At 37.5% G+C, this 16,797-nt stretch carries 11 protein-coding genes; 5 read left to right on the top strand and 6 right to left on the bottom strand.

The genetic code is table 11. The features are described from left to right. Positions 1 to 11: 11 nt before the first annotated feature. Complete coding sequence (locus tag MTF68_RS06870; RefSeq protein ID WP_054981985.1) at positions 12 to 1,250, bottom strand: AAA family ATPase; 1,239 nt, start codon at positions 1,248 to 1,250, stop codon at positions 12 to 14. 774 nt (positions 1,251 to 2,024) lie between these two features. On the opposite strand from MTF68_RS06870, the gene MTF68_RS06865 reads away from it, so the two are divergent. Beyond that, positions 2,025 to 3,239 (top strand): hypothetical protein, encoded by a 1,215-nt coding sequence (locus tag MTF68_RS06865; RefSeq protein WP_004586302.1) that lies wholly within the window; start codon positions 2,025 to 2,027, stop codon positions 3,237 to 3,239. 62 nt (positions 3,240 to 3,301) lie between these two features. On the opposite strand, the gene MTF68_RS06860 is transcribed toward MTF68_RS06865, so the two are convergent. Further along, the gene (locus MTF68_RS06860; RefSeq protein WP_248462065.1) at positions 3,302 to 4,177 is read right to left on the bottom strand and encodes a DNA replication terminus site-binding protein; all 876 of its coding nucleotides are present in this window, start codon (positions 4,175 to 4,177) and stop codon (positions 3,302 to 3,304) included. A gap of 981 nt (positions 4,178 to 5,158) precedes the next feature. On the opposite strand from MTF68_RS06860, the gene MTF68_RS06855 reads away from it, so the two are divergent. Further along, entirely contained in the window at positions 5,159 to 6,508 is a 1,350-nt protein-coding gene (locus MTF68_RS06855; protein ID WP_024032363.1) for a 3-deoxy-7-phosphoheptulonate synthase class II, read from the top strand. Between the two features lie 60 nt (positions 6,509 to 6,568). Here MTF68_RS06855 and MTF68_RS06850 read toward each other — a convergent pair whose 3' ends face one another. After that, on the bottom strand, positions 6,569 to 7,378 hold the full coding sequence (locus tag MTF68_RS06850; RefSeq protein WP_004586305.1) for a pyruvate, water dikinase regulatory protein: 810 nt from the start codon (positions 7,376 to 7,378) through the stop codon (positions 6,569 to 6,571). Between the two features lie 154 nt (positions 7,379 to 7,532). Here MTF68_RS06850 and ppsA point away from each other — a divergent pair, with 154 nt between their 5' ends. Further along, positions 7,533 to 9,908, top strand: coding sequence for a phosphoenolpyruvate synthase (gene ppsA, locus MTF68_RS06845; RefSeq protein ID WP_054981983.1), 2,376 nt, complete (start codon positions 7,533 to 7,535; stop codon positions 9,906 to 9,908). A 65-nt stretch (positions 9,909 to 9,973) separates the two neighbouring features. Here the strand turns inward: ppsA and MTF68_RS06840 are convergent, their stop codons facing one another. Further along, positions 9,974 to 10,183, bottom strand: a complete 210-nt coding sequence (locus MTF68_RS06840) for a TMEM134 family protein (protein WP_248462064.1) — start codon at positions 10,181 to 10,183, stop codon at positions 9,974 to 9,976. Between the two features lie 145 nt (positions 10,184 to 10,328). On the opposite strand from MTF68_RS06840, the gene MTF68_RS06835 reads away from it, so the two are divergent. Further along, positions 10,329 to 13,376 carry an FAD-binding and (Fe-S)-binding domain-containing protein gene (locus MTF68_RS06835; RefSeq protein ID WP_248462063.1) on the top strand — a complete coding sequence of 1,016 codons (3,048 nt, stop codon included), beginning with the start codon at positions 10,329 to 10,331 and terminating at the stop codon, positions 13,374 to 13,376. 143 nt (positions 13,377 to 13,519) lie between these two features. Here the strand turns inward: MTF68_RS06835 and MTF68_RS06830 are convergent, their stop codons facing one another. Further along, complete coding sequence (locus tag MTF68_RS06830) at positions 13,520 to 14,719, bottom strand: cation:proton antiporter (protein WP_004586308.1); 1,200 nt, start codon at positions 14,717 to 14,719, stop codon at positions 13,520 to 13,522. Beyond that, positions 14,719 to 15,930, bottom strand: a complete 1,212-nt coding sequence (locus tag MTF68_RS06825; RefSeq protein ID WP_054981980.1) for a tyrosine-type recombinase/integrase — start codon at positions 15,928 to 15,930, stop codon at positions 14,719 to 14,721. The genes MTF68_RS06830 and MTF68_RS06825 overlap by 1 nt, the downstream gene beginning before the upstream one ends. Positions 15,931 to 16,067: 137 nt before the next feature. On the opposite strand from MTF68_RS06825, the gene MTF68_RS06820 reads away from it, so the two are divergent. Continuing rightward, positions 16,068 to 16,631: a YSC84-related protein gene (locus MTF68_RS06820; RefSeq protein WP_055019010.1), complete on the top strand. Its 564-nt coding sequence runs from the start codon at positions 16,068 to 16,070 to the stop codon at positions 16,629 to 16,631. Positions 16,632 to 16,797: the final 166 nt, after the last annotated feature.

The raw sequence follows: 16,797 nt of genomic DNA, 5'->3' as shown, positions 1-16,797 counted from the left end.
ATGTAACATCCTTACTTAGTGTTGTTAAGTGATGATTGGGTTGACTCCCAATTAGAACGAATAAGCATTTCTAATTCGTCCACAACATCTTTAATATTTTCTTGCGCGCGCAATAAAGACTCGCGACTTGCTAAACTATCCGATGCTTTTTGATCAAATATGGTATTAAAAGACGATGAACTAGCCGTAATTGCCGAGCTGTGATTAATTGGGTAGCTCATTACTTGGCGGCCAAACGCACTACGTACATCTTTAACAATATCGCGCTGTGAATGATTACCCTTAACGTAATTGGTCACTAAAAACTGCATAAAGTCCCAACCTTCATGACCAAGTGCCGCTACTGTGTGGTAAATCTCACCTAAACGCTTTAAATATTTATTGTTAGCATCAAAATCTACAGCTTCTGGATGAACCGGAATAAGCATCGCCGTAGAGGCCATTAAAGCATTATAAAACATAAAGTTAAGAGTAGGAGCGGTATCGATTAAAATAATATCGAATTCGTCTTTAACCGGCTCAATAACCTTTTCTAAAAGCTTATGATAATGACGTGTTTGTTCGTAATTAGAGGTGTCTTTTAAAAGTGTTGCGGTCTCGTGTTCAAAGTAAAAGTCATCCATACCTGAGGGTAAAACACGAATATTTGGAATATGCGTAGTCACAAAAGCACTAGAAACAAACTCTGGCCAGGTTTCGCCTTCGTCTAAATCAATACAATCACGCATTAAGTCGCCTACCGTAACAGGGTCGTGATCGTTAGAAGGGAAAAAGCTAGAAGACGAACCTTGAGGATCTAAATCAATAATACCAATACGATAACGTTTGATATTAGTCGTCGCCAACGCTGCAGCAATATTAACCATACTGGTTGTTTTACCACAGCCACCTTTAAGTGAATTAATAACAATAACTTGGAGTTTATCGTTAGTAGTGCGGTGATCTGGCTGAATATCCATGATATCGGCCATCGCAAAAATATTAACTAACGTGTACGCATAGTGCCCATTTGCACCACGCTTAATATTTAAATCATCAAAGTCACCATTGTCATGACGACGTTTTAAGGTACGATTATTACAGCCTAATAAATCTGCTGCCGCTTTTTGGGTGTAAGTTCTTAATTCTTTTTCTTCTGATTTAAGATGAGCGCGATAGTGTTGTATGCGTCCTTTTAAAGATTTTTCAGCAACTTCGGCTGTTGCTTTTAAAAGCCGGTAAGTACTTAGCGCGTTATTATTGATAGACATACTTTCTTCCTCAAAGTTAGGCAGTTAGTATAATGTCCATTCAAATGGCTGTAAACAACTATTTAAGGCGACATGCATTTTAATAACAAGACATTTAAAAATATTTTTACACCTTTAAGATTGCTTAGTATAAATAAAGAAGTTTAAAGGTGGTTAAATATATAAGGTAATAAAGGTTAAGGGTGTATAATGGCTATATAACTATATGATATTTATAAATAATGTTAAAAAAAGCAGATCACCTTTATACTTGGTTAAGATCAGATCTTTATCTACATGCAGATCAGCTTTTTACTAAGCCTTATTTAAATATTAAAGTTATGCACAACTTACTCAATAAGTTATGTACAAAATGACTGTGTGAGATCAGTTTTTTACCAAGTAAATTAGAAAGTTATACACTTAAGCTTACGAAGAACAGGGCGTTTAATTGGTATAGATCTGATCTGTAGTAAGTACAGATCAGATCTATGCTAACTAGAAGTGTTGTTATCCACAGCAGGTATTTATTTTACTAACGTTTGTCGTGTAAAAAGTTTAAAAATAGCGCTTTTAATGGACAAAAAATAAATTGAGTTAGTAAAAATTTAGCTTGAGAAGCTTATCTTAGTAAAATAGTGATCTGAAATTAAGCTTATCACTCCCTACTTAGTATAATAATGATCCGTTACGTTTATTTATACTCGGATCAGTTTTATACTAACTTAAACATTTAACTTTTGTTGCTTAATGTGTTGTTATTAGCTGTCGCAATAAAAAATGGAAATCAGAACAATGAGCCGAAAGGTCAACATCTCGGTAGATAACTTGCCCGATACACTTAGGGGCCAAATACACGGGGTGGAAAGTGCAATAGATAACGAAAGTTTAGCACTATTTACAGATAACAAAGATGTGCGAATTTCTATCGAAAATGCCGCTCATGGGTTACGTGCTTATTCAAACACGTTTAACCACTATGATTTATGGGGGCGTTTTGTACGTTCTGGGCATAAAAAATTGCCATTGGAAGAAGCACCTAAAAAAACAATTATTACGCGTAAAATATCCGAAAAAGTAGATGGTATTTTATATGACGGCGAAATAAAAATTACACCGGCCGTTGTAAGCACGCGTAAAGATGGCGAAGACGTAGAATATTTAGTGTGGCCATCGGATAGAGAAGAAAAAGTTGAGCGCGCGTTAATTCGCCTTGCATCGAAAGGTAAAATCGTAAAAATCAATTTTAAGTCCGGTATTCAATATGCCGTGGTTTTTTCGATGAACGAATTAGCCCAAGAACTTAAAGCGGTTGGCCAATCAATGCCATACCCACAAATTAAAGAATCATTGGAAGCACTTCAAGGTTCTAAACTTTCATTTAAATACTCGGCTACTGATACTAAAAATACAGATATTGATGACTCTTTTTATGAGTCAAACATGAACTTTTTATCATCTCTTCACTTTAGTGGTAAAAAAGGCCAAGGCGGCAACGTTAAATGTGTTGCATGTTTAAATGCATTTGTTCATAACATGATTGATAACCTTGAATACAAAGGGTATTACTTTAACAGTGCGCAAGAGCTAAAACGTGGTTTATCGCGTTGGATGATGCTGCGTTTATACCACCTTTGGCGTTATGCCGCACCTGGTAAAACGTATCATTTTAGATTGCTATCTATTATGGAAAAATACGGCTCTATTTATTCAACCGACGATATCACAGAAAACAAATTAAAAGCATTACGCCGTGATATGACCACAACAATGAAAGACTTGATTGAGAAAGGGGCTATTTCAGAATACAGCATTACTAATGTAAAAGATGATAAAACCGGTAATATTATTGATTACACCTATGAAATGCATCCTTCTGATCAGTTTTGTGATGAGATACTCACGCTCAATAAGCACAATAAGCGTATTGAGATTCAAGGTGGTAAACGAATTGTCGAAAACGCAGTTTTAATTGATGAAGATAAAATAGAAGAAATAGTCGAAAAATAACAACGGTTAAAATACTAGACTACTTACCAAAAAGGCCACACTACGTGGCCTTTTTAACATAATTATTTATCTACTTGTTCTAAATAAAGTCTATCCACTAAAAAGTCATACTCTTTTTTTCTCGGGTGAGACTCTGGTTTTTGATAATCTGGCAAAGTACCTAACTTAACATCCGGCTGTGGGTTAATTAAAATAAACGGCAATGCTGCACTTACGTGATACCTATTTTCTGCGGTATACCTAACATTAACTTGGGGACTTACTCGGGTAGGGCGGCGAATTCTTAACTTTTCTTTTTCACCTAAACTAGCTACTCGCATTTGCTCTTGTGCAACGAGGGACTGCCATTTTTGTTGGTCGATCATTCTTGGATTTCTATAACCAGCAGATTTATCGAGCATTTCAAGCGCCATTTTTTTAGTTAGAGTTTTAGTGGCATGCTTATGCATCCAAGTAAATCTCACTGAAAAAGGGGACTCACTTTGAAAATGAATTTTTCGATAGGCTGCAAGAGTGATTAAATTTGGAACCGCGTTATGAACAGCTTCAAATCGAGCATCGTTATTATCGATAGCCAAAACACACTCCTTAAAAGCAGCCTTAGCTTTATTAACTTGTTGTATTCGGCTAGTTAATGCTGCGACATCTGCATTTTTTAGAACCAAAAGCCCAGGATGACGCTTGAGTACTCTACTACTTAAACTTTCTTTTTTATAAATATCAGTAAATGAGTTTAAAATTGCCCTATGAGCAATTTCGCCGGTTAATTTTTTTACAGGAATTGACTCGGGAATAATATTTTCATCAACACTATTTATATCTGGTAGTTGATAATACACAGCCTTTGAATATTCACAGACACGTAATTCATCAATCAACAACGACGTTAATTCATTCATTAAATCAAACTGACTTCTTATTTGTACTTTAGAAACCATAACCACCTTAAGAACACATCTTACTTATTTAATTTATTAAGTTTAACCTTTTGCTTTGGTTTAATAAAGTTAATTTATTCTACAAAAGCTAAGACTACTTTTAAATTAAATTAAGTATGATGTGTTCTTTAGCGTTGTTTGCTTATGCTAAGTGAGATTCGTTGCTTGAATATTTGCATATAACAGAAAGAACTAACGAACCCAGGCGTGATCAATACACTTATGTGTATTTACGCTATATGAGGAAATTTGTTGTAACGCAGGTAATTGCTAGGGCGATGTATACTTTTATATAATATCGCTCTGTGTAAAATAGTTATTGAGCCTTTAGTTTAAGGCCAGCAATCAATTTTTTGGTTCGACACTTTAGATAGTGTTGGGCACTCATTGTATAATCTCTTATAAGTGATACTTGTAATACAGCGCTAGGCTCCTGTGATGGGGAAGGCTGCTCTGTCAAGATGAAACTTAGTATTTAAAGTAGTCGTTCATACAGACTGTTTTTAGTAGCCCTAATTAGAGTACTGGCATCGTCTAACAACCTGATCACAGCTGTACAGAATAAAGTGGACTTATTACTATAGCCTTACATAACCCTGAATCTCATACCACAAACTCAAGATAAGTTCTAGTCACTTGGTTTATTTAATTAAATCACCACCGTAAAGCTAAGGTTACAATTAACCTACTATAAGTATGATGTGTTCCTAAAGAAACTGTTAACTTTAAGGCTTTGAATTCAATTTGGTTTGGGATGGTTAAAAAAGCGCCTTCATAAGTTTAACTTATTGTATTTGAATAAAAATAATAAAATTAAACCACGATTAAAACTAAGCATGAGCAGCATTAAAATCACAAATAACCTTATATATATTTAACTCATAACAAATTAGTTGGTAAATAGTGAATATAGTCCTTGAACTTAGGGCCATGCATACGTTAATTTCTTTATATCAGGTAAAGTAGGAATGAGGAAAGAACATGCAATCGTGGAACCCAAATAGCTGGAGAGAACTGCCAATACTGCAGCAGCCACAGTACCCAGATCAAGAAGAACTAAAAACAGTAGAAAGCCAGTTAAAGAGTGCTCCGCCACTTGTTTTTGCAGAAGAAACAAGAAGCCTCTTTAAACAATTAGAAGATGTATGTGAAGGTCGTGCATTTTTACTTCAAGGTGGCGACTGTGCCGAATCATTTAGCGACTTTAATGCCGCTAATATTCGCGATACATTTAAAACCATTTTACAAATGGCAGTTGTTTTAACATACGGCGGTAAATGCCCAGTTGTTAAAATTGCACGTATGGCAGGCCAATACGCTAAACCACGCTCTGCAGATTTAGAAACTATTGACGGTGTATCTTTACCATCTTACCGTGGTGATATTGTAAATAGCTTTGAGTTTACAGAAGAAGCGCGTATTCCCGATCCACAACGTTTAATGAAGGCATACCACAATAGTGCAGCTACATTAAACTTACTTCGTGCATTTGCACAAGGTGGCTTAGCAGATTTACACCAAGTGAATCGCTGGAACATGGGCTTTGTAGCCGCTAATCCACAAAAAGAGCGATTCCAACAGCTTGCTGACAAAATTCAAGACGCACTTGAATTTATGGAAGTATGCGGCATTAATTCTACTATTGCGCCAAGCCTTAAAGAAACCGATTTATACACGTCTCACGAAGCGTTATTGCTAGGCTATGAAGAAGCACTAACTCGTCGCGATCACCTATCAGGTGACTGGTACGACTGTTCTGCGCACTTTGTGTGGATTGGTGAGCGTACACGTCAATTAGATCATGCACACATTGAGTTTTTCAAAGGTATAAAAAACCCTATTGGTGTTAAAGTTGGCCCAGGAATGGACCCAGATGACCTAATTCGTTTAATTGATGCAGTAAACCCAGATAACATTCCGGGTCGTTTAACGCTAATTACACGTATGGGTGCCGACGTACTGCCAGAAAAACTTCCAGCACTTGTAAGACGCGTTCAGCAAGAAGGCCGTAAAGTTATTTGGAGCTCGGATCCAATGCACGGTAACACTGAAAAAGCGACATCAGGCTATAAAACACGTAGCTTCGATAATATCATGCGCGAAATTAGCCAGTTTTTTGCTGTACACAAAGCTGAAGGTTCATACGCAGGTGGTATCCACTTAGAAATGACTGGCCAGCACGTTACAGAGTGTACCGGTGGTGCATACGGTTTATCTGATGATGACCTAGCGCAACGTTACAAAACACAATGTGACCCGCGTCTAAATGCAGACCAAGTATTAGAAGTAGGCTTTTTAGTAGCTGATTTATTAAAAGACGCTCGTAAATAATAAATAAAAAATTAAAGCCGCATATAGCGGCTTTTTTTAGCAAAACAGTAAATTAGTTGGTTAGTACTTACGTCGCTCGAGGTTACTGTCTATTAAGATTTTTGCAGATATTTCTTCTACAGAATGATGGGTAGAATTAAAGTATGCAATTTTATGTCGCTTATAAAGCATTTCAACTTCACGCACTTCAATTCGGCATTGTCTTATTGATGCGTATTTAGAATTTGCCATACGGCGGTGTCTAATTGCAGCCAAACGCTCAGGGTCAATAGTTAACCCAAATAACTTATGTTTGTAAGGGAGTAAACATTTAGGTAGTCCCTCACTCTCTAAGTCGTCTTCAGTTATTGGGTAATTTGCAGCCTTAATGCCGTACTGTAGAGCTAAGTACAAGCTTGTTGGTGTTTTACCGCTTCTGCTAACACCTACTAAAATAATATCGGCTTCAGAAAAGTTTTTAATATTTCCGCCATCATCATTCATAAGGGCATAGTTAACCGCATCTATTCTAAAGTCATAACTTTTTTCATGAATAGAGTGGGTACGATGCATTTTTGGCACTGGCGCAACATTAAGCTCTTTTTCTATTTTTTCACTGTAAGTAGACAAAAAATCATACGCGATTGCATCGGCCGATTTAATAATTTCACTTAAGTTGTGATTTACGAAGGTAAAGAATACAAATGGCTTCTCACCTTCTTTTGCAGCAGTTGCGTTTATTAACGCTTTAATTTCATTTGCTTTTTCTTCTGTTTCTACAAAAGGAATAGTTTTATGATTAAATTCAACCGGAAACAACGACAAAGTCGCGTGACCAAACACTTCGGAGGTAATAGCAGTGCCGTCTGATATATAAAAAGCAGTTCTCATAGTTAACCTTTTTATTACGTTTAATCCCTAAAATGGCTTACTCACGGTTTACGTGAGGTCTAATGCCAGTGTAGAATGAAGGTGACCTTTATAAAAGGTTTTCTTTCTTAACTCTCACAGTTACAACTACAATTTGTTTTTTGGAGAAAGACCCGTGCAAGAATACGTTCTCTGGTATCAAGAGCTTGGTATGCAAGATGTTCCTCGTGTTGGCGGCAAAAATGCCTCACTGGGTGAAATGATTTCAAACCTCGCTAACGCAGGTGTACAGGTTCCGGGTGGTTTTGCCACTACAGCCGACGCTTTCAATGAGTTTTTAGAGCAATCTGGACTCAATGCAAAAATTCACGACATTTTAGATACGCTTGATGTTGATGATGTAAATACACTCGCTAAAGTCGGTGCCGATATCCGCCAATGGATTATCGATACCCCATTCCAACCTAACCTAGACCAAGCCATTCGCGACGCATACAGCCAACTTCATGGCGATACATCAGCCGATGTATCATTTGCAGTACGCTCATCAGCCACCGCTGAAGATATGCCAGATGCATCATTCGCAGGCCAACAAGAAACCTTCCTTAACGTTCGTGGTATAGACTCAGTAATGGTCGCTATTAAACACGTATTTGCTTCTTTATTTAACGACCGCGCCATATCGTACCGTGTTCACCAAGGTTACGATCACCGTGGTGTTGCACTATCTGCTGGTATTCAGCGTATGGTACGTTCAGATAAATCAGCATCAGGCGTTATGTTTAGTATTGATACAGAATCTGGTTTTGAAGATGTTGTATTTGTTACTTCAAGCTACGGTTTAGGTGAAATGGTTGTACAGGGCGCAGTAAACCCTGATGAATTTTATGTTCATAAACCAACATTACAAAAAGGGTTGCCATCAGTAGTACGTCGTAATATTGGCTCAAAAGCCATTCAAATGATTTACTCAACAGATGAGGCACACGGCAAACAAGTAGAAATTGTTGACGTAGAGCCAAGCCTTTCAAACAAATTTTCAATTACAGATGAAGAAGTGCAAGAACTTGCAAAACAAGCTGTAATAATCGAAAAGCACTACGGTCGTCCTATGGATATCGAATGGGCAAAAGACGGAAACGATGGCAAATTGTACATAGTACAAGCGCGCCCAGAAACCGTTCGCTCAAACGAAGATGCCAATATTATGGAGCGTTTTCAATTAAATGGCACAAGCAATGTCATTGCTGAAGGCCGCGCAATTGGTCATAAAATTGGTAGTGGTGTTGTTCGTGTACTTGATTCAATTAAAGAAATGGACCAAGTACAAGAAGGCGACATTTTAGTTACCGACATGACTGACCCAGATTGGGAACCTATCATGAAGCGCGCCGCGGCTATTGTTACAAACCGTGGTGGGCGTACGTGTCACGCAGCAATTATTGCCCGTGAACTCGGCATTCCTGCGGTAGTTGGCTGTGGTAACGCAACCGATTTAATTAAAGCAGGCCAAGAAGTAACGGTATCATGTGCTGAAGGCGATACAGGTTACATCTACGAAGGTATTTTAGATTTTGAAATACTGACGTCGCGCGTTGATAAAATGCCAGAACTACCAATGAAAGTGATGATGAACGTAGGTAATCCAGACCGCGCGTTTGACTTTGCACGTTTACCACATGCAGGTGTTGGCCTTGCACGTGTTGAATTTGTAATAAACCGCATGATTGGTGTTCACCCTAAAGCGCTATTAAATTTTGATGCACAATCACCTGCGTTACAAGCTGAAATTACCGACATTATTGCCGGATACGAATCGCCGGTAGAGTTTTATATCTCTAAATTAGTAGAAGGTATTTCAACGCTAGGCTGTGCCTTTGCACCAGAGCGTGTAATTGTGCGTATGTCTGATTTTAAATCAAACGAATATGCAAACTTAGTAGGTGGAGAGCAGTACGAACCTGAAGAAGAAAACCCTATGATTGGTTTTCGTGGTGCTGCACGTTATATCTCTGAAGACTTCCGTGATTGTTTTGCCCTTGAGTGTGAAGCAATTAAACGCGTAAGAAACACCATGGGTATGACCAACATTGAAATCATGATCCCGTTCGTACGTACCCTTGAAGAGGGTAAACGTGTTATCGAATTACTAGAAGAGCATGGCCTTAAACGTGGTGAAAATGGTCTAAAAGTTATCATGATGTGCGAGCTTCCTTCAAATGCATTACTTGCCGATGAATTTTTAGAGATGTTCGATGGTTTTTCTATCGGCTCTAACGATTTAACTCAGCTAACACTTGGTCTTGACCGTGACTCAGGCCTAATCGCACATTTATTTGATGAGCGTAATCCTGCGATTAAAAAGCTACTTTCTATGGCAATTAAAACCGCTAAAGAAAAGGGCAAGTATGTAGGTATTTGTGGTCAAGGTCCTTCAGATCATGAAGACTTTGCAGCATGGTTAGTAGAGCAGGGCATTGATTCTGTTTCACTAAATCCAGATACAGTACTAGAAACATGGTTATACCTAGCAGACAAACTTGCTAAATAATCATCAGTACCCGTAACAAATAAAAATGCCAGCTATTAAGCTGGCATTTTTGTATGTGGCATAATTTAGCGTGCTAATTTTTTATCTAAATAATTACACGATTTAGTTAAGGCTTTTTGGCAAAGCTTTAAATAGTGCCTCGCTTTTGGGTAGTAAAAAGAAAAGCACAGTAACCCCGCCATAAAAAATATCAGGGAGGGGCCTGGCACCAGAGAGAAAAACAACCCCAGAAAAATAAACAACACGCCTATGATCTGTAATAGTAATTTTTTCATATAAACCTCTACACATTGGTTTAACTTGATTATAAATACAGAACCTCAAATTACGATAAAAAGAGTGTTACAAACTGTAAAATCTTCAATTTCTATTAGCCATCACCATGATATAATTACACAAATGCCTTAAATTATCGCCGTCATGATAGCAACAATTACACAGCAAGATGCAGCGACCGAGCTTGTCGCAAACTACTTAAGTACACTTAAAAATCAGGGATTTAGTGGAGACACCGATGCAAGCTATGCAACACGTTTAACCGCCTCTACCGATAACAGTATTTATCAGCAAATCCCACAAGGTGTTATTTTTCCTAAAACCGAAAAAGACATTCAACTGGCATTGCAAACAGCATCTCGCGACCCATTTTTGTCGCTTACTTTTGGCCCTCGTGGTGGTGGTACAGGTACTAATGGGCAATCACTCACACCAGGAATAGTGGTTGATTTGTCTCGCTACATGCGCGAAATACTCGAAATTAACGTTGAGGAAGGTTGGGTTAGAGTACAAACAGGTGTAATTAAAGATCAATTAAACGACTTTTTAAAACCGTACGGCTTTTTCTTCTCACCCGACTTATCAACCAGTAACCGAGCAACCATTGGCGGAATGATCAGTACAGATGCATCAGGTCAAGGTTCATTAGTATACGGTAAAACCAGCGACCATGTTTTAGGACTTACTACCTATTTAGTCGATGGCAGCCCAATGGTGACATCACCAATAGACATAGAAAAAGCTAAAGTAATAGCCGAACAAGAATCATTAATCGGTAGCCTTTACAAAACAGTATTGGAAATTTCTTTAAATGAACGCCAAGCAATTTTAGAAAAATTTCCACGCTTAAATCGCTTTTTAACCGGCTACGACCTAGAGCATGTGCTAAGTGATGACTTACAAACTTTTGATATGAGTAGGCTAATTACCGGATCAGAAGGCTCACTAGGTATAGTTACTGAAGCTAAATTAAACTTAACTCCCATAGCCGAATTTAAAACACTGATAAATATTAAATACGACAGTTTTGATTCGGCACTTCGCCACTCTCCCTTTTTAGTTGATGCGCGTGCAACATCGGTAGAAACAGTCGATAGCAAAGTATTAAACCTGGCTCGCGAAGATATTATTTGGCATTCAGTATCGGACTTAATAACCGATGTACCAAATAAAGATATGCAAGGACTCAACATGGTTGAGTTTAATGCAGTATCACCTGAAGATATAAAAGACAAAGTAAACACACTTTGTACATTATTAGACGAGTGCGTAGCAAATCAAACCAATGGTGTCATTGGCTATCAATTAACCAGCAGTAAAAGTGACATTTTAAAAATTTATGCAATGCGTAAAAAATCTGTCGGGTTACTCGGTAATGTTAAAGGCAGCCAAAAGCCATTGGCCTTTGCTGAAGATACCGCCGTACCGCCAGAAAACTTAGCCGACTACATTGTAGAATTTAGAGCATTACTCGATAGCCATAATTTACAATACGGTATGTTCGGCCATGTTGACGCGGGTGTTTTACATGTACGCCCGGCGCTAGATATGTGCGACCCAGAACAAGAAAAACTGCTTCGTAAAATTTCAGACGAAGTTGTAAAACTTACCGCTAAATACGGCGGCTTAATGTGGGGCGAACATGGTAAAGGTTACCGAAGTGAATACGGCCCTGAGTTTTTTGGCGAGCATTTATTTAAACAACTACGTAAAATAAAAACAGCGTTCGACCCTAATAACAGAATAAACCCTGGGAAAATATGTACTCCTATAGAAAGTGAGGACTCACTAGTTAGTGTAGATGGGCAAAAACGTTCGTACTTCGATAAGCAAATTTCTATCGATGTAAAAACAAGTTTTAACAATGCAATGACCTGTAATGGTAACGGCATTTGTTTTAACTACGACGAAAATTCTCCCATGTGTCCTTCATATAAAGTAACCGGCGATCGCAGGCATTCGCCAAAAGGCCGCGCAACATTAATGCGAGAATGGTTACGACTTCAAGAGTCTAAAAATGTTGATTTGCTCGAAGTAGAAAAAGAGCTTAACAAAGGCGAAGTTATTACCTGGTGGGAGCGTTTTGTTCATAGCCGTGAAAAAAACAAAGGTGTTTACGATTTTTCTCACGAAGTAAAAGAGTCAATGGATGAATGTTTAGCGTGTAAAGCGTGTTCAACATCTTGCCCAATTAAAGTGGATGTACCTACCTTTAGAGCACGCTTTTTAAATTATTATCACAGTTATTACGCGCGCCCACTTAAAGATTATTTAGTCGCTAACATTGAAAGTTCGGCGCCTGTAATGTCTAAATTTGCACGCGTGATCAACCCAATTGTTAAAACAAACTTAGTAAGTAGTTTAATTAAAAAAACAGTAGGGTATGTAGATACCCCCCAATTAAGTGTGCCTTCACTTGAAAAGCGCGTAGCAAAAGCACATAAATTTAATTTTGAACTATTAAATTCACTTTCAAGCGATGAACAAAATGACTATGTGCTAATAGTGCAAGACCCGTTTACCAGCTTTTACGAAGCCGAGTTAGTGCAAAGTTTTATAACACTTATCACCGCGCTGGGTAAAAAGCCGATGCTATTACCGTTTAAACCTAATGGTAAAGCCCAACACGTAAAAGGGTTTTTGCATGAGTTTAAAGTAACCGCAAAAAATGGCGCAGAGTTTTTAAATAAACTCGCTGATATTAATTCGCCTTTGGTTGGTTTAGATGCATCGTTAGTTATGTGTTATCGTGATGAATACAAAACCATTTTAGAAAATAATCGCGGCGAGTTTCATGTACAACTTGCCCATGAATGGTTACAAACTCAATCGTTTAAATCTCTATCGGCTAAACAAAAAACCGATACTGAATTTACATTATTGAGCCACTGTACAGAAACAACCGCTTTACCAAAAGCGGCAAGTGTATGGAAAACAATTTTTACTGATATTGGTTTAACCCTAAATACAACCAATACCGGGTGTTGTGGCATGGCCGGTACTTATGGCCATGAAGCACAAAACCTAGAAAATTCCCGTGCACTGTACGAAATGAGTTGGAAACCAATAGTAGATAAAAATAAACCAGAGCAACTTTTATCTACCGGTTTTTCGTGTCGCAGCCAAGTAAAACGTTTTGAGCAATTTAAACCAAAGCACCCAATAGAGTTGCTCGCTCAGGTACTTAGCTAGTAAAAGTTAAAAATAAAAAAGGCGTAACTTAAAAATAAGTTACGCCTTTTTTATTAATACCAATTCGCTTAGTTAAGTAATTTATTTTAAAGCTAAAAAACGTGTTTATACCAAAGCAATAAATTCGCTAATTTTTATAAACGCTATTTAGATTTTTTAACGAAGCTATCTGCAATTGGCTTTGTACTTATACCATGTATAAACACGCTAAATAAAATAGTGGTCATTGCAATAGTGGCAATATCGTATTTATTTTCTATTTGCGTGTCTATTACCATTAAAGTAAAAACAATAGAGGCCAAACCGCGTGGACCAAACCATGCAAAAGTAAAACGTTCCTTCCAATTAAGTGCTGTAAATTGTAACGATAACATAACCGGAATTATTCTAATTAATGTAGTGCTTAATAAGGCATACACAATTATATTTGTATTTAATTTGGGAATTACTAAATACGCACAAACAAATCCAAATAAACACCAAATCATTAAAGATGTAAAATCAGCAATGTGCTCTGAATCCTCTATTAGCTCAGCGCGAATGTCAGTTTTAGAAAATTTATCAAATAACAAACCCGCAATAAACACCGCTATAAAACCGCTGCCATGAAAATATTGTGTGATAGAAAACACCGCCATCGCAAAACCTAAAAGTAAAAATGGGCTGGTGCTTTTTGCAAAGTAATGGCGCTGCATTGCAAAATTTAATGCCGGAATAAATATCGCTATAGAAAAACCAGCAATCAATAATGCTAAGCCAAGCTCTCTTGAAAACACACCTAATGTATGTGAAGCAGTAATAGCAGAGTCAGGGTTTTTAGCTAATAAAATAAATATTAAAAATACGGGTACACATAAGCCATCGTTTAATCCGCTTTCGGTATTTATACCTTCTCTAATTTTTTCGGGGACTTGTGTACTTTGCAATAACCCTTTACTCAAAGCGGCATCGGTTGGTGTAAGTATAATTGCCAACAGTGCCGATTGAATTAACGACAACTCTGCAAATAAAAATAAGCTAACACCAATACCGCACAATAAAGTTAAGGGTAGGGCAACAAATAATAATAGGCTAGGGTATTGAAAACTATGCCTCAATACACCTAACTTAGATTTAGCCGCATCAGAAAATAAAAATATACTTAGCGTTAGCTCTATCAGTGGTAATAAATAATCTATTCCTGTTTTTAATTTTTCGCCTTCATTAGGAAGTAAAAACGCCAAAAACATGCCGCCAATCACAAAAAACATAGGGCCTGTTATTTCTGTGCGCTCTAACTGCCTTATTGAAATTGAATAAACTAAAAATAAAAAACCAATAAATGCTATTACTAAGTATTCCATTAAATTTTCCTTTTAACGCCTGATTTTGCTCGCTCTTTAATATTTGTTTGAATGTAAATTTGATCGGTTGTCGCAATTTTAGAATGGCCTAAATCTTCCGATAAATGTTTTAGCGGTCGAGTTTGCGCATCATGTGTTGCACCCGTGTGGCGAAGCCAATGGGCAGTGGCTGCTTCAAGTTGTTCTGCATCATCTTTAAACCCGTCATCAAGTAACGATTGCTGAGCTAAATCAAAACTTTGCTGCACTAAACGTCTAATTTGCCTAACTGTCATCCCACCTTGGCCCCGAATTTTATGCACCAATGGCTCAGATTCATCAACGCGAGGTAGGGCGGGTAACCCTCTGTATAATCGGTAACGTTTTAAATACTCAACAAAATCATCACTTAACGTAACATCTCGCAGCTTATTACCTTTGCCCATAATTCTTAAAAACCAAAATCCGTCATTATCTTGCCAAAAGTGCGACATAACTGGCGACCACTGCGGGCGCTCTGATAATTCTGATATACGTAAATATAGCCCTTTTAAGCACGCGAGCGTAAATAGGTTACGTTCAAGCTCTGGTTTTTTTTCACATAAATCGCGTGTTACGCCAAATACATATTCCCATTGTATGTCACTTAAAGTGTCTGGGATCTGAATTTGAGATTGAACTACTAAATAGGGGCTATTTTTTTTCACTACAGGCACAAAGTTAGCAAACGTTTTTTCTTCTAAAATAGAAAACTTATAAAATACATTTAGCGCAGTAAACATAGCCGCTAATGTTTGCTGGCTCGCAATTGATTCTTTTAATATAAAAGGGCGCCAATTTTGATTTAACCGACGAATACCTTGCTCATCTTTGTAACGCCATTGCACCGAAGTTGATGCCCATTTTTTATCTGGCTCAGCCATAAAATCAACATACGCTTCAATGTCTTCGCGCTTTAAACTAAATACAGATTTTTCGGCAATTAGCCAAGACCACAAATAAAATCGTTCAAGCTCATTACGAAAACGATTAAATGTTGCCTCAGATTTTCGGCCGTACACATATAAAAATTGGTATAAAAATTTAAGATCGTCCTTTGATTCAGTTACAGTCAAGCCAACTTGCTGTATAAAGGATGCAAGTTCTGGGTATTCTGAGTTTAGAGTACCGTCGTCAAGATGAGCAATTTGGTATCTTAATTGTTTTAACGTATCTACTAAAGCAACAAGCATAATGTATAAATATTCAATAAAATAATAGACTTACAGCTTAACGTTAAAGTCCGATACTGTCTAGTATTGGACATAGTGAAAGTGTATTTATTTAAACATTGTTGTGTACTGGTATGAATCTTATTAAGGAAAGTTTTATGAAAAAATTTATAGTGTTAGGCCTACTTACAATAAGTGTATTACTAACAGGTTGTGCTACTACAGGTAGTGCTTCACCTAGCGAAAAACGCGCTTTAGTACAAAGCATGAAAAACAATACCCTCGACAAATTATACGCACAAAAACCCGATGTTAAAAAACAAATTGCCAATTCTGCCGGTTACGCCGTATTTGATAACGCAAACGTAAATGTCGTTTTAGCTAGTTTTGGTGGCGGGTACGGTGTAGTAAAAAATAACTTAACGGGTAAATCAACCTACATGAATATGGGTGAAGCCGGTTTAGGGCTTGGTTTAGGCGTTAAAGATTTTAACGTTGTTATGGTTTTTCATAACCAAGCGGCAGTAAATAGATTTATTGAACACGGTTGGGCCTTTGGCGGAAACGCAGATGCAGCAGCAAAATACGAAGATAAAGGTGGAGCACTGGTTGCAGAAGCCATTGCCGACCAAGTTACCGTATATTCTTTAACCGAAAATGGCCTTGCACTTCAAGCAGTACTAAAAGGCACTAAATTTTGGGTAGATTCTGAGCTAAATTAACACCTAATTACTCTCCTAAAAGCGGGCTGGTTTGTATAATCACGCTCGCTTTCTTATAAACCAACCAATTTAACATAACGTAATTTATGAGCCATGATTGATAAGTTGTAAATTCTTTTACAACGTTGTATATTTTTAATACTGTTAATTATTTAAAGGAATAAAA

This window comes from Pseudoalteromonas sp. 2CM37A, assembly GCF_023161885.1.
GTDB classification, from domain to species: Bacteria; Pseudomonadota; Gammaproteobacteria; order Enterobacterales; family Alteromonadaceae; genus Pseudoalteromonas; species Pseudoalteromonas atlantica.
This window is presented reverse-complemented; position numbering and strand designations above follow the sequence as displayed.

Excerpts from the sequence above, each read along its gene's own strand:
- MTF68_RS06870 (WP_054981985.1), bottom strand. The coding sequence starts at position 1,250 with ATGTCTATCAATAATAACGCGCTAAGTACTTACCGGCTTTTAAAAGCA.
- MTF68_RS06865 (WP_004586302.1), top strand. The coding sequence starts at position 2,025 with ATGAGCCGAAAGGTCAACATCTCGGTAGATAACTTGCCCGATACACTT.
- MTF68_RS06860 (WP_248462065.1), bottom strand. The coding sequence starts at position 4,177 with ATGGTTTCTAAAGTACAAATAAGAAGTCAGTTTGATTTAATGAATGAA.
- MTF68_RS06855 (WP_024032363.1), top strand. The coding sequence starts at position 5,159 with ATGCAATCGTGGAACCCAAATAGCTGGAGAGAACTGCCAATACTGCAG.
- MTF68_RS06850 (WP_004586305.1), bottom strand. The coding sequence starts at position 7,378 with ATGAGAACTGCTTTTTATATATCAGACGGCACTGCTATTACCTCCGAA.
- MTF68_RS06840 (WP_248462064.1), bottom strand. The coding sequence starts at position 10,183 with ATGAAAAAATTACTATTACAGATCATAGGCGTGTTGTTTATTTTTCTG.
- MTF68_RS06835 (WP_248462063.1), top strand. The coding sequence starts at position 10,329 with ATGATAGCAACAATTACACAGCAAGATGCAGCGACCGAGCTTGTCGCA.
- MTF68_RS06830 (WP_004586308.1), bottom strand. The coding sequence starts at position 14,719 with ATGGAATACTTAGTAATAGCATTTATTGGTTTTTTATTTTTAGTTTAT.
- MTF68_RS06825 (WP_054981980.1), bottom strand. The coding sequence starts at position 15,930 with ATGCTTGTTGCTTTAGTAGATACGTTAAAACAATTAAGATACCAAATT.
- MTF68_RS06820 (WP_055019010.1), top strand. The coding sequence starts at position 16,068 with ATGAAAAAATTTATAGTGTTAGGCCTACTTACAATAAGTGTATTACTA.